Source organism: Luteolibacter pohnpeiensis (assembly GCF_016595435.1).
Lineage (GTDB): Bacteria > Verrucomicrobiota > Verrucomicrobiia > Verrucomicrobiales > Akkermansiaceae > Luteolibacter > Luteolibacter pohnpeiensis.
On record NZ_JAENIJ010000048.1, the window covers coordinates 1 to 19,536 of the forward strand.

The window sequence follows — 19,536 nt, forward strand, 5'->3', positions numbered from 1 at the left end:
AAGGAAACGGCGACGTGGGACATGGCGCCGAGGTTGTAGACCTCATCGGGCTGGATTTCAGCGAGGAGGCGGGTGAGGTTGGAGGTGTCGGTGAGGTCGCCGTAGTGGAGCTTGAAGCGTGCGTGCTCGATGTGGGGATCTTCGTAGATGTGGTCGACGCGCTCGGTGTTGAAGAGGGAAGCGCGGCGTTTGATGCCGTGGACTTCGTATCCTTTTTCGAGCAGGAATTCAGCGAGATAGGATCCGTCTTGACCGGTAACTCCGGTGATCAGTGCTTTTTTCATGGTGGAGGAGCTGGGAGCTGGGAGCTGGGAGCTGGGAGCTGGGAGTCTCAGTGTTAAAGGAGTGATTTGCGGAATGCGTGGATCATTCGGCTGATTTCAGCGAGTTCTTTGAAAACTGGATCCATTGGAATTTCGCTAGAGAGCCGGGGTTTGAGTTGGAGTAAAATGTTGGCGCATTCAAAAGTGGAGCGGCGTGCGTAATTAAGAAACTGGGCGAATTCTGATTTCGAATAACTTCCGGAGCCTTCCGCAATATTGTTGGTAATGCTGAGTGCCGCAGCTCGGAGCTGCTCTGCCCAGCGGTAAGCTTTCGCAGATTCTAATTCTTCAGCGATATTGAATAAAGTTTGGCCCAGGTCGGCGCTTCGCTGCCAAATTTCAAGATTCTGGAAACGAAACTGATTTTCCATGAGCCGTCATATTAACTCCAAGCTCTTTTCTCCCAGCTCCCCGCCGCTCAGAGGCGTGCAGCGCCGGTTTCGAGGCTGGCGAGGAAGTCTTGATAGGCGGCGGCGAGGCCTTCGCGGAAGTCGATGGCAGGGGACCAGCCGGTGGCTTTGATCTTGGAAATATCCATCAGCTTGCGAGGTGTGCCGTCCGGCTTGGTTGGATCGGTGAGGATTTCGCCTTTGAAACCGACGGTTTCTGCGACGAGCTCCGCCAATTCATGAATGCTGATGTCATCGCCGACCCCGACGTTGACCCAGTCCGGTGGGTTATCGAGCGAAAGCAGGTGGAAGCAAGCCTTTGCCAAATCATCGGTGTGGAGGAATTCGCGGCGTGGCGTGCCGGTGCCCCAAATGGTGACCGACTCTGCGTCGGCTTCCTTTGCCTCATGGAAACGCCGGATGAGAGCGGGGATGACGTGGGAGTTTTCCGGATGATAGTTATCGCCAGGGCCGTAGAGATTCGTCGGCATCGCGCTGTGGTAATTCAGTCCGTGCTGAGCGCGGTAGTGCTGGCACAATTTGAGGCCGGCGATTTTGGCAATCGCGTAAGCTTCGTTGGTCACTTCCAACTGGCTGGTGAGCAGGCAATCTTCTGGCATCGGCTGCGGAGCCAGTTTCGGGTAAATGCAGGAAGAACCGAGGAATAGCACGCGATCGACCTCGGCGCGGCGGCTGCCTTCGACGAGGTTCGAGGCGATGGCGAGATTTTCGTAAAGGAAGTCGGCCGGATAGGTCGAGTTTGCGTGAATGCCGCCGACTTTCGCTGCGGCGATCACCACGATGTCGGGTTTTTCAGCTGCGACGAAATCGAAAACCGCTGCTTGGTCGAGCAGATCCAATTGATCGCGAGTGGCGGTGATGACTTCGAAATCCCCGCGAGATTCCGCTTCACGCACAAGCGCGGAGCCGACCATGCCGCGATGACCAGCGATGAAGATCTTTTTCATAGGTGTTTGGATGACGTTCTTTATTAGGAAATAGGAGACCCGTATCGGGTAAGCAGCCGCTCAGCTTCAGCAAGAGCCATGCCGGTTACTTGATCCATGTTGTAGTAACGATAAGTTGCAAGGCGTCCAATGAAACTAGTGTGCTTCTCCGAGGCAGCGAGCTCGGCATATCGTCGGTATAGAGTCGAAGAGTCTGCGGCAGGAATTGGATAATACGGTTCCTCATTCGGCTGCCAATCTTTAGGGTATTCTCTTACGATTGTAGTGGCATCTACCTGCTGCCCAGTGGCGTGTTTCACCTCAACGATCCTGGTGAAAGGCACGTCTGCATCCGGGTAGTTCACTTGGACGGCAGGCTGCCAAAATCCTTCTTGGTTCGAGATTTTTTCTCGCCCCAAAAGTTGATCCCGATTGAAGGATTCATGCTCAAATCTGAGGGATCGGTAGGGCAAGGGGCCGAAGCAGCGGCCAAAATAAGCGTCGATGGCCCCTGTGAATATAAGGTGTTTGTAATTCCAACGCGCCTTGGCTTCCTCGAAGTCGACCCCAAGGTGGACATTGAGATTTGGTGAAGCCTCGATCAGCCTGGCGAACATGGCGGAATATCCGTCTTTGGGAAGTGCCTGAAATTCTTCTGTCAGATAGCGATCGTCACGATTGGTGCGGATTGGGATTCGTCCGCAGACGGAAGCGTCCAACTCGCGGGGGTGGCGTTTCCATTGTTTGGTCGTGTAGCCTTCGAAAAATAACTCGTAAAGTTCGCGGCCGACTTGGGAGATGATGATTTCTTCGGAATTACTCGGGCGCTCGATTGGGATTTTGGTCTGCTCTAACCAATGGCTGAATTCCTCTGAGGTCGCCGGTTTTCCTAGAAATTCTTCGAAGGTGTTCAGGTTGATTGGAAAACTCCAAAATCGATCCCGCGTATAACTTTTGATCGTGTAGTTGACGTGATGCCAGTCCGTGAAGCGCGACAGGTATTCGACAATCCTTTTGGAATTCGTCCGAAAATAATGCGGTCCGTAGGGATGGATGAGAACACCGGCTTCATCGATGCGATCGTATGCATTCCCACCAAAATGGCTCCTACGATCCACTACCGTGCATTTCCAGCCAGCAGCTGCCAGTCTCTCACCGACGACAAGTCCTGAAAACCCAGCTCCGATGATTAAGAAATCTGTAGATGCCTCAGCCTGCAAAAGAGCAAAAATCGATTTTTAGACGCTGCCGCCCTCGGTCGATTCTTCCTTTTCTGGAAGAAAACCGGGCGGATAAATCAGTTTGGACGAGTGGAATCGTCATACGGGGCTTAACCCTTGCCGATGAAGCGACAGCGGGAAGCGTAGTTCAATCAAAAATGAACGATCTAACAGTTTGTTTGAAAATTGATTGGACTGGTTTTACGGGAGAGGTTTGCGCGGGAGAAGAATGGAAAACAGGTCAACGTCGATGGTCTGGGGTCTGCCCAGGAAGTCCAATAGCACTTTGACCCGCTCTGTGGCGGGCATGATCGAGACTACGGTGCCGCGCATGCCACTTAACGGGCCGGAGGCCATTTCGATTTCCTCGCCCAATTCGATGGCAGGAGGGACGGTGATCATTTCTTCATCTGCATCTTCTCGTGAGATGATTTCATGCTTGAGATCGCTGACGAAGGAATCGGGGACCGGAGGAATTTCCGCGCCAAATCTTACCAATCCACGGACACCTTGGCAGAACGTGACTGCGCGTTCCATTTCGGCGATTTGGAATCTGGCGAGAAGGTATCCCGGAAAAAGCGGTTCGACCCACCAGATCTTTCCTCTGCGGGTAGCTTTGCGATAGCGCAAGCGCGGGCAAAAGGCCTCGACCCCATCGAGCTCGCGAAGATGCTTCGCGGCGATGTGCTCGCGCTTGGTCTGGGTCCGCACGCAATACCATGCAGGTGCCGAGTCGTGCGGGGGAGTCATTGACCGAGAAGTTTTTGCAGAATTGGCAGGACCCGACTGCCGCGGCGCATCCAGCTATTGAGCTGATCGAGTCGGTCCTCAAGAAACTCGCGTCGTTCCGGATCGTCAATGCTGCGGGTGGCAACTAGTGAGATTTTGGACTTTCCACTATCGAGATGTGGGCGGATTTGCTCACGAATGTAGCCGCCGACCAGACGTTTTAACTCCAAGGATGGGCGGTAATAAGTGCGGCGGTCAATTTCACCGACGGCTTCCTTCACCGCGCCTAAACCCTTGAGGAGCTTGAGTCCTTGGCTCGCGGAGCCTTTGCTGATTTCCAGTTTTTCAACGAGATCATCCAGTGAAAGCGGTTGCTGGGAAATGAACAAGAGCCCGTATATTTCCCCGATGGATCGGGGCAGCCCGAGGACTTTCACGCCATCGATAAAAACGTCGACGACTTGACGTTCAATGGCATCCAAGCCATTGGATTGCCGCTTGGAGGATCCGGCTGAATCATTCACGGGGACAACCTTTGCGTGCGAATTCAGGTTTGTTCAATCTTTTTTGAACTTTCGCGGTCTATTTCAGAATCCGCCTTGATTTAAGCGGATTCTCCGGTCGAGAATCCCCGTCATGCGGATTTTGATCACCGGTGGAGCGGGCTTTTTAGGTTCTCATTTGTGCGAACGCCTTCTTCGTGAGGGAAATGAAATCATTTGCCTCGATAACTTTTTCACCGGGCGCAAACGCAATATCCTGCACCTGCTGGACGATCCGCATTTCGAATTGGTTCGCCACGATGTGACTGAGCCATTCCGTTTTGAGATTGATCAGATCTACAACCTCGCCTGTCCGGCATCACCCCCGCACTATCAACACAACCCGATCAAGACCACCAAGACCTCGGTCATGGGCGCGATCCACACATTGGGACTCGCGAAACGGGTGGGCGCGCGTGCTTTCCAAGCTTCGACTTCAGAGGTTTACGGCGATCCGGAAGTCCATCCTCAGCCTGAATCCTACAAGGGCAGTGTGAATCCGATTGGAATTCGCGCCTGTTACGACGAAGGCAAGCGTTGCGCGGAAACCTTGTTTTTCGACTACCATCGCCAGAACGGTGTCGAAATTCGCGTGGTCCGGATTTTCAACACCTACGGCCCCAGAATGCTGCCGGACGACGGTCGCGTGGTTTCCAATTTCATCGTCCAAGCACTCACCGGCAAGGACATCACGATTTATGGCGACGGCACCCAGACCCGGTCATTCTGCTACGTCGATGACCTGATCGAGGGCTTCATCCGCTTGATGAATCACCCAACCCAAAGCGGTCCGGTCAACATCGGTAATCCAGGGGAATTCACCATGTTGCAATTGGCGGAGCTGGTGCTGAAAAAAGTCGGCGGTAAGTCCAAAATCACCTACCTGCCACTTCCTGGCGATGATCCAAAACAGCGTCGTCCCGACATCACCCTGGCCCAGCAAGACCTAGGCTGGCAGCCCACCGTTTCTTTGGAAGACGGCCTCGATCCAACCATCGACTACTTCCGCAAGCTGCTCAAAGAAGCGTAAGATTTCCGATATTGACCAAATGGGTCGGGCTGGCGGGATTGCCTTCGCGTTGCTCCGGCCAAGCAGGATGCGGCTGTGCCGATGCTGGAGCTTGGATGTCGGGGACATCCTCTGCTTTCAAACCCTCTCGCTTCGCTCAATGGGGTTCTCATCCCGCCAGCCCGTAGGATTGCGGAGCAGGAGGGGAAAATGTTTTGGGAAGGTCAGAAAACTTCGGTGACCAAATTGGTCGGGCTGGCGGGATTCGAACCTTCAAAATCGTGGAGCGTTATGGTCTCGGGTTCAATTACTTACGAAATCCCAAGCTGGCCATGTCCACAAATAGGTCCACAAAAGCAAGTCCTGCTCTGTCCCACATTGGCGAGAATCCAAGATTGCTGGTCGCGATTACCTGATCATCTGAAGGAAGCAATTCAGACGATTTGTCGGCCCTATTTTGATTTGTAGCCGCTTCACAAACTCGTGATCTTACAAAGCGGTCTAAAGTGAGAATTGTATGGTTTTCTCCTTGTTGGAACCTGTAAACTTCAGGGCTGGGCGGGTATTTTTCGGTAATATTGATCTACTTGCAGATTATCTGAATCTGGACGGTTCGCGGCATTCATGTTCGTTGTGGCCGAAAATGGGATCATTAATAAACAGATCAATTTAATAATATTACACTCCTAAGTCATTGATTTATGGTTATCTTAATAATTTTTTAATTTTGATCATTGACGAAATGGCGAGTGGTCTCTGTGTTCTGTGTTGTGTTTAGTCAAAGCATCATTCGAAAGAACAAGTCCGCTGTGGTTGGTGCTGGAGCGATATTGGCTGGTCTGGGAACCACTATGGCAGGAGAGCTTGGAAAGCTCAGCCGGGAGTTGTGGTTTGATGTATCTGGCACCTCAACGGCTGGATTATATGAAAATCCTGTTCTTTTTGGAGCCCCGGACACGAAGGATCTGGTTGATTCGAATGCGGTTCCTTCAAATATTGGAGATAACTATATCCAAAGACTGCGTGGCTATCTGAAGCCTGCAACTACGGGGAATTATACCTTTTGGATATCGTCAGATGATTACTCGGAATTGTGGCTATCGACGACGGATTCGAAGTTTGATCGAGTGAAAATTGCGAGTTTGGCGGGTGCTACGAGTGTGAATGCGTGGGATGATCAAACAAGCCAGATGTCGGTGAGTATTACACTACAGGCAGGCCAATCGTATTTTCTTGAAGTCCTTCACAAGGAAGGGTCGGTGTCGGATCATGTAGAGGTGGCTTGGCAGCAGGCAGGTGGTATTCGGCAATTGATTCCTTCGTCTTACATCGAGTCATTTACATTAGACGCCAATGATCTGAATGAAAACGAATTACCTGATGATTGGGAGTTACAGTATGGTTTGAATTCGGCAACTGCAGCTGATCAATTGGCACTCGCTGATCCGGATCACGATGGATTTACCAACTATGAGGAGGCTAGTCTTGGGATGGATCCGACAACTCATAGTCGTATTCCAGGCGTTCTGACCATGGATACTTGGGATGGTATCCGAGGCACAAAGGTTGAATTTCTAACTTGGAACCCTCGTTTTTCGTCTACTCCTGATAGCACAGAGTATGTGACTTCTGCTGCTACACCCACGAATCGTGGAGATTATTTTGGAACTCGGCTGAGAGGTTTGGTCACCGCTCCGGTTACTGGCAATTACACCTTTTACATTTCTGGCGATGATCAATGCGAGCTGTGGCTTTCCGGTAGTGAAAGCCAGTTTGGGAAGCAAAAGATCGCCGGAATGTATGGATCAACCAATGTGGCTCAATGGGATAAATATACAGAACAACAATCGGTGACGTTTTCGTTGGTTGCAGGCCAAAGCTATTATATTGAAGCGATTCTAAAAGAGGCACTTGTAAGCGATCATATGGAGATCGGTTGGATGACTCCAGATGCCACGGCAATCAGTATCATACCGGGGAGCGCGTTATCGAGTCATGCATTTGATTTAGACGATCCAGATGGTGACGAAATGCCTAGCGCCTGGGAAACAACCAACGGGCTTGATCCGATGAGCGCAGGAGATGACGATGGAGGAGCAGCTGACCCGGATGCAGACGGTATCCAGAACTGGATGGAGTATGAGATCAACAGTGATCCATTCACGAAAAACTCGATTTCGGGCGGGATGGCACGTGAGGTTTGGCGAAATGTAACGAACTCGCTTTCCGATTTTCGTAATAGCACACGCTATTGGGATACTGCGGACGAATTATCGGTATTTTATGGAGCACTTTCACCGATCAATGATGGTGATAACTTTGCTGCACGTGGTCGCGCATGGTTGACTGCGCCGACGACAGGCGATTACACATTTTGGATTGCATCGGATGATGATAGTGAGCTGTGGCTTTCGCCTACGGCATCGAAGTTTGGACGAACAAAGATTGCTTATGTGAGCGGAGCAACAGGACAGCAGAGCTGGGATAGCAATGCTTCACAACAATCTGCAACCATTCACCTGGTGGAAGGAGAGAGCTATTTTATGGAGGTGCTCCATAAAGAGGGGGGCGGTGATGATCATTTCTCCATTGCTTGGCAGATTCTCGGAGGTAGCCGTGAAGTGATTCCTGCGTCAGCGTTAATGTCGTTTACCTTTGATCCAGATGATATTGATAACGACGAATTATTAGATTCGTGGGAATTGACTCATGGATTTAGCACCAGTGACAATGGAACCATTTACCCAGATCAACATCCTCTTGCCGACCCGGATGGCGATGGTGTGACCAATTTGGAAGAAAGCATCAATAATACCGATCCATTTGAGCGTTTTCGTGAGGCCGGAGGTTTGACGCTGGATACTTGGGGTAATGTCAATGGATTGAGTATTAATCATCTACGCTATAGCAGCAAATTTACTGCTGCCCCGGACGAAACGGAATTTGTGACATCTGCCGCAACACCAGCCAACCGAGGAGATAATTATGGTTCACGGCTGCGTGGTGTTGTGATTGCACCTGTGACAGGGGTTTACACCTTTTATTTGGCGAGTGACGATCATGGCGAGCTATGGCTGTCTAGTAGTGAAAGCCAGTTTGCCAAACAAAAGATAGCCTATGTTGAGGGTGCGACTGGAGTGGAGCAGTGGGATTTGTTCAGTAGCCAGCAATCGACGGGTATCTCTCTTCAGGCAGGTCAGAAATACTACATTGAGGCTTGGTTGAAAGAATCGGTGGGCAACGACCATCTCGAAATCGGATGGACAGTTCCCGGAACTTCAAGTATCGATATTATTCCGAGTTCGGCGCTGGAAGGCCACACTCATGATATTGAGGATCCAGATGGCGATGACATGCCAAGCAGCTGGGAAATTGCTGCGGGGCTTGATCCGATGAGTGCTGAAGGAGACAATGGATTAGGTGGTGATCCGGACCGTGACGGAATTGTAAATTGGCTTGAGTATGAGAACGGAAGCTCCCCCTATACGCCTAACCGGTTGGCTGGAGCGATGTTTCGTGAAGTTTGGACATCCAATGCGGAAGGAGGTAACATCAACGACTTCCGTAATAGCGAGCGCTTCTTTGAGGAGGCAGATTTAACGGGTGTTGTTCCTGGTGGTGAATCAGCTCAAAACTGGGGGGATAATTACACACAGAGGCTTCGTGGAATAATCACTGCTCCTGTAACGGGAGATTATAGTTTTTGGATTTCATCTGATGATAATGGAGAACTTTGGATTTCGTCTTCAGAGTCTAAGTTCGATCGCAAGCGGATTGCTTATTGCGTTGGAACGACCGTTGCTCAGTCTTGGGATGGTCACCCGTTTCAGAAAAGCCCGGTGATTCACTTGATAGCTGGTGAAAAATATTTCATCGAAGCCTTACATAAGGAGGGAAGTGGTGTTGATCACCTTGAAATTGCATGGCAAATTCCTGGTGAGGCTCGTGAGATGATTCCGCCTAGTGCGATCGAATCTTACGCTGGTGAAGCAAACGACCAAAATTACGATGAAATGCGTGATGATTGGGAAATTACTCATGGTTTCAGCTTAGCAAATACCAACGAAGGGAATTTTCATCAGTTAGCCGATCCCGATGGGGACAGTGTGCCGAACTGGGCGGAATCCATGAAAAACACGGATCCGTTTGCAGCAGGTTCAGTAGATGGATTCCTATCGTTTAGCCGTTGGGATGAAATGCCTTTCTATTCCGTTACGAGCACAGTGAGTGATAAGGGCTACTATGATACCCCGAGTTCAACGGATATTATGGTGGATGGAACCACAGGTGTTCTGACTGGGGATTACATAGCGAGCAGAGCCCGTGGTTACATTGAAGTTCCGCAGTCCGGTAACTACACATTCTGGGTCAGCGGCAATACTTCGGTTGAACTATGGCTCTCAACGGATGAAACCAAATACAAAAAACAACGGATCGCCAGAATCGCTCCGGAAATGGGATCTGGTCAGGGCATCGCTTGGTCGTCCGATGGCGCGCCGTGGGATTTGTTTGCCTCACAAATGAGCGATCCGGTAGCTTTGGAAGCAGGCCATAAGTATTTCATCGAGGTAATTCATCAACGTGGCCACGGCACGACTTGTAGTTTCAGCCTTGGATGGGCATGCGACGATGGTGAACGCAGCTTGATTCCATCGGAAGCGTTGTCCTCCTATACTCCAGAGACTGACGATTTGGATGACGATTATCTGCCAGACGCATGGGAAACTTCCTACGGGCTGAATACGAATGATAACGGTTTTGTCGATATAGACCGGGAAGGTGAGCGTGGGGATTATGACCATGACGGACTTTCAAACCGGATTGAGTACCTGATTGGAACCAATCCGACCCTTGTTGATAGCAATGGTGATGGCATCACTGACGGTGAAAGCTTCTACCAGCTTGATGGCGATCCGCTGGCAAGTGTGGGGGCTTCTGAGCAAGTGGTATCGGTGATTGATATTCATACCCCGGTTGGTGGCAACATGACTTGGTCGGAATTTGGTGATGGAGTGGTGGGGGATAATTTCCGCGGGTCGATTGCTTTTGATTTCATTGTGCCGGAATCTGGCAAGCAATGGATCTTGGCTGTGGAAGGCACGATCTTGAGTCAACTTCACGCCACTAAAGAGCTGCAGATTGAGACTACAGTGGATTCCGTTTCGCTCGGATCTCAGCTGATGTCTTATCCGAAGGATGAAACTGCTACCATGCGGGTACTAACTGGGGTGTTGAGTGGTGGCACTCACCGGGTTGAATTCTTCATCGACAACACGATTGCGAGCGAAACATTCCAACTCCTTGGATTTGAATTGAGACGTCCAACTGGCCCTGATCTTGATCTAGATGGCACAATTGACTGGCTTGCATGGTTCTATCAACATAACTCAATACAAACGGCATCCGGTGAATCCCACACATCACCAGCCAGTGTTGAAGGATCCACCCGTTATCCAGGGAATTTGATTCTTACTTGGAACGGTGCCGACGCTGCAGTGCAGACTGGATTGAATGATAAACACTGGTTTGCGGACGTTCCATTGAATACAAATGGAAGTACGACAGTGGTCGGAAGCTTTGAAGGTGGTGCAAATACTCATCAGATTTCATTGAATTGGACTCCACTCAATCTGAACTCGGTAAGTAGCTACAGTATTAGAGTTGGAGATACTCTGCAATTCAACTATCCACAATCGGCAGGAGACACGGCGCAGGTTGCGTATCAAGTTGGCTCACTTTCCTACAGTCAACACCCAGCGAGTGAAGGAGTATTTCAAACCTTCCAGCAAGCAGGGACCTACACGCTCACAGCTACACACACCAGTGGGGCCAGCTCTTCAGTGGAAATTGAAGTTTACGACTCCGATTTTGGAGGTGATCCAATGTATCTCGGGAACGAAGTCGCCAATACCTATACATACCTAGATGTGCCAGCCGCACTCACACTCCAAGTGGCGGCTCCACTACGTCTGCTCGAAGGCGGAGCTGAAGGAACAGGCAGCTATGCCAAGCTTGAGTCTACTGCATCCGGTTCCTACGGCATCTTAGCTAGACTTTATGAAGGTGGCCCGATTGTAGCGCGTGGTGGTATCGAGGTTATGGGTTTTGCTGGAGCGACCGACGCGGTTTTTCAGACCACACAAAAAGCAACGGATGTCCCAGGCTATATTTTAGTTCAGAGTCCGGTCATTATTACGGGTCTTCCGCTTGGGTACACCGTGCGGGTTGTCATTGATCGAGCCGGAGTAATGTTCCTCGACGGTTCCACAGAGTTGTTACTTACCGCTGAGGACTTTGTTAACGGAGTTTATATGGCTAGCTTCTTGATGCCGGCGAGCATGGATGGTGGATATTGCCATTACTTCGAAATTCTGGACGAAAATGGTGAAGTGGTCGCCCGCTACTGATTTCTGTAGAGATAAACAGCATCGCTAATTCAACTTTCGCAAAAGTTTGAAAAATTTCCGACAATTCCGATTCGGTTTAATCCTCATCGCCTTAGTGATCGTGGCGTGTTTGGTTTGGACATTATCTCATCATCACGACTCCAAGCAGGCAACCCCTTCTGGAGAAGCAGTCTTAGCGCGCCAAGAGAGAGAAGAGCGGATGACAAAGATTCTGGACAATCAACGGCGTTACCCGGAGCGTATCCGTGCTATCCGGGAACTGCCGTTAAAGGTTGAGAACGAAGACCTGTGCAAGCTTCTTAGCTATCTTGAATCTCCATTACCTGAAAGGGGGCGGGAAGAAGCTTTGGTTTCACTTAATGAAATCATGGAGCAGTTAAGGCTGAAGGGCCGGGCCACACCGGAATACGGCATCTGCCTAGCGCGAATCATGCTCAACCCGGATTCAAACGAAGTCGTTAGGGACTATGCCGTACAGCACGCGTTCGACTGGATGATCGATAGTGAGCGGATCGCTGCAAAACCTGGTGGCGACTCCATCCATACTTTGGCGGATCGTGAATTGCTAGTCGGAGCCATCGCCAGTGTCTTGGACGCCGCTGACGTTCAGGACGGCAGCGCTTGGGGAACCACGCTAAACGCGCTGCGCAATTTTAGAAAGTGGACCGTTAGCCCAGAGGAAGCTGAGTCACTATTCGAAGAGAACGCCGAGAAGATTCGCTCCGTTGCGAAAGCGGAAGAGGCCTCCTACGTTGGCAACCGGGTGGCTGCTATTCAGGCTCTTACCGAACTGGAGGATCGTCAGGAATCGCTACGCATAGTGCGTAGGCTCCTCAGTGATCCGAATGCCCCAGTGTATGCTCAGTTATCCGCGATCGCAGTGCTCGGTGTAATAGGTACTGACCAAGATCAAAAAAACTTGACCCAAATCGCAAAGCAAGACCGCCGAATGCGATACGCAGCTGAAGGTGCCATAGTTAAACTTGAAAAAAGGAATGATGCCGTAAATGGCGCTCAATGAAATCGGATAATTTAGAATAAGATTTAATACGATGAGGAATATTTTTGTGAATCAGTCAGCTTTTTTTGGATGTGCTGCTCTTTGTTTGGCTCTCACGGGCAGTCTTATTGCCCGACCGAATGTACCAGGAGATGAGGAGGTCAAAGATGATCCTCAGCCTTGTAAAAAAAGTGGAGATGACTCATCTAGTTTCGAGTGGTATTTGAATGTGGGTAGTGTTTTTTACTCTGCTCCAGAGGATATGTTGTCTAGCTTTGTGTATGGGGTAACGAGTGGCCAGAAATTGGGATCTCAACCTCTGTCAATGGATCAGATTGTAAATCGTTATTATGGTGGAGGGCCACTCAACCGAGACGGCATTCTACTTTATATCGAGGTTCCGTCGATCACATCTGCAGTGCTGGATCCATCCGTGCTCACTTGCAATACAGGCTCGAATATGGAAATTCTCCGCGATGGAGATACCATTCGTCAGTTGGTGACGGAAGATACCTTCACCATTGTGGAAGATGCGGCGGTGGGCTTCCGAGTAAAGGTTTATGACATTTCACGAAAGAGCTCAGCAACAGCCGGAGGATATTATACGCTAACTGGTAGCGGCGAACCGATTTACGAATCAATCTTTACCACTGACGATGGACTGGCCTACACTAATACACTGCAGATTGTATTCATCGATCATTCTGGAACTTCACCTCGAGTGGAATACAAAACTTACACGACCGATGCTGTTGTCGACACAGTTATCAAGAAATCTTATATAGGAACCTGGGACGCAGGTTCTTCAACTCCAAGCATGGGGGCGCTGGTAGAAGAGACTATTGCGACCTACACTTCTCGTGGCAGTCGCCCTTATGATTATACCTTAGTGAAAGAAACCAAGCGGGTAGATGTGACGCCTTCGACTACCGGTAGTGGCGTTTCCTATGGCTCGACCTTAGTGACTATATCCAAAACACTAGATCAATATGAGGATATGACAATCGAGGTGGCTGGTGGTGATTCACGTTATAAGCGACTAGTTAAGCATATTGATGGCTATGATAGCCAAAATGCCGAACCTCTTGAAACCAATTACACTTGGTATGATATTAACTCGAATCCAGCAATTCACGGTAGGATTAAGACTATTATCAGGCCCGATAAGTCTTGGGAGTATCACCAATATTCTGATAGTCCCACCTCTTCAGTGGCGACTGAGACACTGTATGAAGGATGGAAGGGACAGACTTATAGCACAGGAATCTTGAGTTCGGCCAAAAAGACGGTTACGAGTATTCTTAGTAGTGGCTACACACGAACGGTAAGTATAGCGGGGCAGACGATTTCGCAGGAAAAGAAAACCTTTGTCTCGGTGCCGGGAGGCGGGAAGATTCTTAAAAAGGAGAACAAGATCGGCAGCCAGTGGCTGGCAGAGCAGACCGAATACTACCCACAGGATGACATCGTGACCCGTGCGGGTCGTCCAAAGTGGCAGCAGCATACAGACGGAACGTTCACTCTATACGAATACAACGAAATAGCTGGAAATTTACAGATCACCGAGCAAACCGGTGCTGGATCTCAGACTGCAATTACTTCGGGTACTGAGACCGTACGAGTGTACAACGAATGGCAGGAACAAATTTCGGAGGAAGTAAGTGATATCGACAGTGGTTTGGTATTGAACTCTTGGACTGCAGACACCGTGGACTCCGTTGGCCGCCCGACCAAGATTACTTACAACGGCAACATGGATGACTACGAAGAGTTTGAGTACATCTGCTGCGGCTTAGGAACGCATCGGAACCGGGATGCTTCGGTTGAGATATTTATCTACGATCAATTTAAGCGTGTGGTAAAGTTCACCTATCATCACTATGACGGCGATCCGCTTCCGATCACAAGTAACACAAGTTATCAAGGGCTGAGCATAAGTAAATATAGAGGTGGTTTGTTGATCAGTGCAAGGACTGAAAGTATAAATGGAAATTTGGTGTCTACTCGAAGCGCCGATGCCGATGGAGATGCGGTGGCAGAAACAACAACCTATTCCTACAGTTACCCAACAGCGGGAGGACGGATTGTAACTCAGTCTGATCCCTATGGAGAAACCAAAATCACTGAGAATTATACCGATGGCCAACTGAAATCGCTCACGGGCACGACAATTGCTCCAGCATCATATGATTACGGAGTTCACAATGAGAATGGCGGCGGTTTGTACTCCATGGAAAACCTTAGCACTACGGAATGGAAGAAAAGTTATTTCGACTCCTTAGGGCGGGTCTATAAAGTTGAGCTGCCCACCAATAGTAACTTCGATGCTGGAGTTGACATGACCAAAACCTATTATCCCCCGAGTGCTTCAGCAGGAAGTAGAGGTAAATCAGAAACAACAACCGATCAAGACGGGGTGACTTTAACAATCGCTTATGACAGCGAGGGGCGTATCGCAACCCAAACGCAACAGATCCCGGCTAGCAGCGCTAGATTGACTACCTATCAGTATGACGTCATTGATGATGGGGAGATAGAGAGTATCGGAGTTAGCCGACGTACACGAATAAGTATCAATGGAACCTTGGTGCGAACAAATTTGCTCTCGGGTGACGGATATCGTAGCAAGCAAGCGGTGATTGGACGAGATACTTCTCGATTCGAAAAGACGATAGCAACCGAGGGTGGCAATTCTACGAAAATACTGGTGAACCCAGATGGCACCAAGGTGGTTTCAACTACTACAGGGAATCGCTTGGAATCCCAAACTTCGAAGGCTAGCGATGATTCGATAATTTCGAGTGTTAGCTACACCTACGATATCTTAGACCGAGTTCAGACATCTGTGGACTCACGCACGGGCACCACTACTTACAGTAACTACACGGATGCGGGTCAAGCTATGACGATTACCGCTCCAGGGTCACGTGTGACTGAATTTGTAATGGATAAATTAGGTCGTTGTATTGAAATCGATGCTCCAGACACAGTAGATAGCTCCGGATCGACACTCTCCAACGTTGTCTACAGGAGCTACTATCCGACAGGTCGGATCGAGGCAAAGTGGGGAGATCAAGACTACGCAACTTATTACCTATACGATGATCAGAATCGAATGACGGAATTGCGGACCTACCAATCACTCTCCCATGGAATTAAACCGGAAAGCACTACGCCAGGATTTGCTAAGACAAATTGGAATTACGACTTAAATCGGGGGCTTCTTCTCAGCAAGAGAGATAACGCCGACAAAGGTGCAACTTATAAATACACGGCAGCTGGACGTTTAAAATCCCGCACTTGGGAACGTGGTGTATTGACTACTTACGGCTACACTCATGGGCTGCTCACGACGAAGGATTACTCAGATGACACTCTGGATGTCTCCATTATCTATGATGCTTTTGGTCGATACGAGGCTATAAAACAACATGACCCGGTTACCGAGGAAGAACGTTCCAAGGTTGAATACGTCTACGATCCTGCTACCCTTGCCGTAGACACGGAGACCATTTCCTACGATTTGAATCAGGATGGAACGTTTGAGTTTGTTCGGGTATTGGATCGCAAAGCGCTTAATTCAGCTGGCCATGAAGTCGGTTGGGAGCTGAAGACTGGAGCAACTGTAGAAAACGAAGTGACCTACGGCTACCATACGACCTCCGGCAGACTGGAAACCGTCGAAGCCGGGGCACTTGGTACATTCAACTATTCCTATGTTGACAATAGTAAGAGTTTAATTGAATCTATCACTGGCTCCGCGCTCTACGTCTCAAACCATTGGGAGACCGATCGGGACGTGCTTGAATCAAAAGAAAATGAAGTTGGCACGGTGATGATTTCTAAATTCACTTACTCGGTGAATGATTTGGGTCAACGGACCGCAGTGATCGCGGCAGGCACCGCTTTTACCGGCACTCCATCGTGGGATTGGGGCTACAACGCCAAAGGCGAAGTGGTTAAGGCAGACAGCTCCGTGCCTGCCAATGATCGTTGCTATGAGTTCGACGGAATTGGCAATCGCCTCAAATCGGCCAATAGTCTGACTTTACCTAGTAGCAACAATTACACAGTTAATGCGCTAAATCAATATACGGCAATCGGAACCCTGAGTCCAAGCTATGACGACGATGGCAATGCGGAGGATTACCCTGTTCCTTTTGCTACGAGCAGCAATGCATCCCTCACTTGGGATGCGGAAAACCGACTTAAGACGGCTGACGGAGGTACATCTTCCGTCACCACATTTTACAGCTATGATGCTCAAGGACGCATGATCGGGCATTTCAATGCTTTGGCAGGCGGTTGGACTTACTACGTGTATGACGGCTGGAATCGAATCGCGGAATACAACAACAGCGGGGCGATCGCTAAGACTTATGCATGGGGGACCGACATGAGCGGCAGCCTGCAGGGTGCGGGCGGAGTTGGAGGACTGTTGGCGGTATGCCATGAAGATGAAGCCAGCGACCCAGTCTTCTATCCAACCTATGACGGGAATGGTAATGTGAGTGAATATCTTAACTCGAGCGGAACGGTTGAAGCCCATTTCGAATATGATCCATTCGGAAATACTGTGGTGAATACCGACACAGCTGGAAAATACCGCTACCGCTTTAGCACCAAACCGCAGGATTCAATCACGGGCCTGTACTACTACGGATATAGGTGGTATGATCCTGTTACTGGAAGATGGCCATCAAGAGATCCGATTAAAGAATCTGGAGGGTTTAATATGTATGTCATGATTAACAATCAGCCTATAAGTCAAATTGATAGATTGGGTTTGGTTTCAAGTACATATTCTGTCCCTGGTGTGGATTATGATGATGGTAAATTGTCAAAACCTTTTCAGGCTGCGATCATGACAGTTGCTGTTGAGCGTGATTCGCAAGCAGATTGTAAAACTAATGATAAGTGCGATGGTGATAAAAAGGTTTCGGTTTCTGTAGTATTGACAATCAGGTTAGCAACTAATGATTTAAATCAATTATTTCAAATGGGAGCGGTTCCGCCAGATTATAAAGCTGGACAGCCAATTCCTCCAGATAAGGATGGTAGTTACGGTATTTATAATGATCAATTCGAATTTGATGCACTCAATTTAGTATTGGTGAATCCAAGTAATCCAAAAATGTTTAGCCCGTATCCATCTAAGAATTCATTCACTGCAAGTGTTAAAATAGGCGAAATTTCATGTTGCGGAGGAAGGCTGAAAGGTGTTGCTTACATTGCTTCAGGGAATAAGGATTTTCAGATGGATGCACAAGATTTAGCTGGGATCACTCAATATAATGTTGAATACGATTATAGTATTACAGCTTGCAATGAAGAGGGCTCAGGTAAAGTGGAGGCTAAAGATGCTCCCGCCTCAGAAGGTCATCATGGACCTGGTAATCATCTCAAACCTGAGAATAAACCATATCCTAATAAAAAGCGATGAAATTAAAATCGATTTTGCTACTATGCTCGGGCTTGTTTATGGGTATTATTGTTACCTTATTGTCTTTGGTGTTTCTTTCTAAAATTAACGTGAATAATGATGCGCTTGGTATCAAGGCCTTACTTTCCAAAGAGGAATTAAAGGGTGGGGAGAATATTGAAACAAGCTTCGTTGTTTCTAGAGTCTGCGAAATATCGGATCATAATGGATTCAGCTTTGAAATTGATATGAATCCAACCGTAAGCCCAGATCGAAGCAGAGTGGCCTGGGGAAATTCGAAAAACTCGGTTAATATATTTAAATCAGGGGAGGGTTCGATTTTGCCGGTATCCTTTTTGGGTGACTTAATTTATATTAATTGGGTTTCGAACAAGAAATGTAAAATTGTACATACTATGGGGGAAGATATTGTGGACGTTCCATAAATCGGCAATTCTTTGGGGGCAGTCTAGATCGTGTTGATTAATTGTGGTCTGTATGACTGTTTGGATGCTCGCTTCATTACTTGGAATGGAATCTGGAACAACAAGGACGGCGATCACGACGGAAATTTGGAACAAGCTCGAACCGCTGATCAGACAAGCCAAACACTCGGCGGCCGACTCTCGGCGATACAATCCGATCGGGACTTCGTCGAAGGGGTTTTACGGATTGCACGGATCGGCAGCCCCTGACGTGATCTCCCGGGGCAGATAGGTCATTGGAATCACGTTCAAGTCCGCTTCCGCATCTGGGAGAGTAAGCGTGGTTTGTAGCACCTCCTGAACACTGTTACAGGAGCAGTATCGTTGTCGTCATAGGCATAGTGGCTATGACGACAACGAAAGAGGACACCGGGAAGCTGATCAGGATGGACGCCATTGGCAGGGTGAGGACCAGTGCCTCACAGCGAGAGGCTCTGCTCGATGCCTATGAATCGAGTGGCTTGAGCGGACCCGAGTTCGCTGCCCGGCATGGGGTCAAATACCAAACCTTCGCCACCTGGCTCCAGAAGCGGAAGCGGCGGACCGGAGGGTATCCCGCAATGGCTGCTCCCGCTGGAGGGGCCTTCCCCTTGCTGCTGGCGGAGGTGGAGTGCGCGGAAGGACCAGCAGGGTCCACCATTCCACTTGAAGTCCGGCTGCCGGAGCAACGGGGATCGGATGCCGCTTGGGAACACGCTTACGGCGATCCAAGATCCCGGGCAAAATATGTGAAGCGAGGAAGCCGTCAGACGCCGGGATACCATGGCGGGCACATTCGCCAGAAAGTGGTGGTGGCGTTCAATTGGTGAGCTTCATCGTCCCGCACTCCGACACGGAGGTGTCCAAGCATTCCTGAACACTATGGCGAAGGAGGTGCCGTGGCGGGAAGGTCTGCGTGTGGTGTGAGCTGGTCCCCAAAAACCGGTCCAATGGCTAAGCTATGATTGTGGTGTTTGGGTGCGGACTCTAAACCGAACCGAACACGCACAAAATGAAAAGCAAACGCAGAAGACACGACCCCGAATTCAAGGCCCGCGTGGCGCTTGAGGCGCTCAAGGGAGTC

At 49.4% G+C, this 19,536-nt stretch carries 12 protein-coding genes; 6 read left to right on the forward strand and 6 right to left on the reverse strand.

The genetic code is table 11. The annotated features are described in order from the left end of the window. The 6 genes from JIN85_RS18475 to JIN85_RS18500 all read right to left on the reverse strand — a co-directional run. On the reverse strand, positions 1–284 hold a 284-nt coding region (locus JIN85_RS18475), incomplete at its 3' end, for a GDP-mannose 4,6-dehydratase (protein WP_200273589.1). A gap of 53 nt (positions 285–337) precedes the next feature. Next, positions 338–694: a four helix bundle protein gene (locus tag JIN85_RS18480; RefSeq protein ID WP_200273591.1), complete on the reverse strand. Its 357-nt coding sequence runs from the start codon at positions 692–694 to the stop codon at positions 338–340. 47 nt (positions 695–741) lie between these two features. Further along, positions 742–1,680, reverse strand: coding sequence for a GDP-L-fucose synthase family protein (locus JIN85_RS18485; protein ID WP_200273593.1), 939 nt, complete (start codon positions 1,678–1,680; stop codon positions 742–744). 23 nt (positions 1,681–1,703) lie between these two features. Then, positions 1,704–2,879, reverse strand: a complete 1,176-nt coding sequence (gene glf, locus JIN85_RS18490; protein ID WP_200273595.1) for a UDP-galactopyranose mutase — start codon at positions 2,877–2,879, stop codon at positions 1,704–1,706. A gap of 201 nt (positions 2,880–3,080) precedes the next feature. Further along, positions 3,081–3,629 (reverse strand): transcription termination/antitermination protein NusG, encoded by a 549-nt coding sequence (gene nusG, locus JIN85_RS18495; RefSeq protein WP_200273597.1) that lies wholly within the window; start codon positions 3,627–3,629, stop codon positions 3,081–3,083. Beyond that, positions 3,626–4,090: a GbsR/MarR family transcriptional regulator gene (locus JIN85_RS18500; RefSeq protein ID WP_200273599.1), complete on the reverse strand. Its 465-nt coding sequence runs from the start codon at positions 4,088–4,090 to the stop codon at positions 3,626–3,628. Before JIN85_RS18500 ends, nusG begins: the two co-directional genes overlap by 4 nt. A gap of 154 nt (positions 4,091–4,244) precedes the next feature. Here JIN85_RS18500 and JIN85_RS18505 point away from each other — a divergent pair, with 154 nt between their 5' ends. From JIN85_RS18505 to tnpA, 6 genes are all read left to right on the forward strand, one after another. Beyond that, on the forward strand, positions 4,245–5,180 hold the full coding sequence (locus tag JIN85_RS18505; protein ID WP_200273601.1) for a UDP-glucuronic acid decarboxylase family protein: 936 nt from the start codon (positions 4,245–4,247) through the stop codon (positions 5,178–5,180). 713 nt (positions 5,181–5,893) lie between these two features. After that, complete coding sequence (locus tag JIN85_RS18510; RefSeq protein WP_200273603.1) at positions 5,894–11,566, forward strand: PA14 domain-containing protein; 5,673 nt, start codon at positions 5,894–5,896, stop codon at positions 11,564–11,566. 46 nt (positions 11,567–11,612) lie between these two features. Then, positions 11,613–12,587 carry a hypothetical protein gene (locus JIN85_RS18515; protein ID WP_200273605.1) on the forward strand — a complete coding sequence of 325 codons (975 nt, stop codon included), beginning with the start codon at positions 11,613–11,615 and terminating at the stop codon, positions 12,585–12,587. 31 nt (positions 12,588–12,618) lie between these two features. Further along, the gene (locus JIN85_RS18520) at positions 12,619–18,009 is read left to right on the forward strand and encodes an RHS repeat domain-containing protein (protein ID WP_200273607.1); all 5,391 of its coding nucleotides are present in this window, start codon (positions 12,619–12,621) and stop codon (positions 18,007–18,009) included. Next, complete coding sequence (locus JIN85_RS18525; protein WP_200273609.1) at positions 18,006–18,434, forward strand: hypothetical protein; 429 nt, start codon at positions 18,006–18,008, stop codon at positions 18,432–18,434. The genes JIN85_RS18520 and JIN85_RS18525 overlap by 4 nt, the downstream gene beginning before the upstream one ends. Positions 18,435–18,820: 386 nt before the next feature. Beyond that, positions 18,821–19,282 (forward strand): IS66 family insertion sequence element accessory protein TnpA, encoded by a 462-nt coding sequence (gene tnpA / locus JIN85_RS18530; protein WP_200273611.1) that lies wholly within the window; start codon positions 18,821–18,823, stop codon positions 19,280–19,282. The last annotated feature ends 254 nt before the right edge of the window (positions 19,283–19,536 follow it).

What these genes read in the sequence shown, in the direction of transcription:
- JIN85_RS18480 (WP_200273591.1), bottom strand. Translation starts at nt 694, where the DNA reads ATGGAAAATCAGTTTCGTTTCCAGAATCTTGAAATTTGGCAGCGAAGC.
- JIN85_RS18485 (WP_200273593.1), bottom strand. Translation starts at nt 1,680, where the DNA reads ATGAAAAAGATCTTCATCGCTGGTCATCGCGGCATGGTCGGCTCCGCG.
- nusG (WP_200273597.1), bottom strand. Translation starts at nt 3,629, where the DNA reads ATGACTCCCCCGCACGACTCGGCACCTGCATGGTATTGCGTGCGGACC.
- JIN85_RS18505 (WP_200273601.1), top strand. Translation starts at nt 4,245, where the DNA reads ATGCGGATTTTGATCACCGGTGGAGCGGGCTTTTTAGGTTCTCATTTG.
- JIN85_RS18520 (WP_200273607.1), top strand. Translation starts at nt 12,619, where the DNA reads ATGAGGAATATTTTTGTGAATCAGTCAGCTTTTTTTGGATGTGCTGCT.
- JIN85_RS18525 (WP_200273609.1), top strand. Translation starts at nt 18,006, where the DNA reads ATGAAATTAAAATCGATTTTGCTACTATGCTCGGGCTTGTTTATGGGT.
- tnpA (WP_200273611.1), top strand. Translation starts at nt 18,821, where the DNA reads ATGACGACAACGAAAGAGGACACCGGGAAGCTGATCAGGATGGACGCC.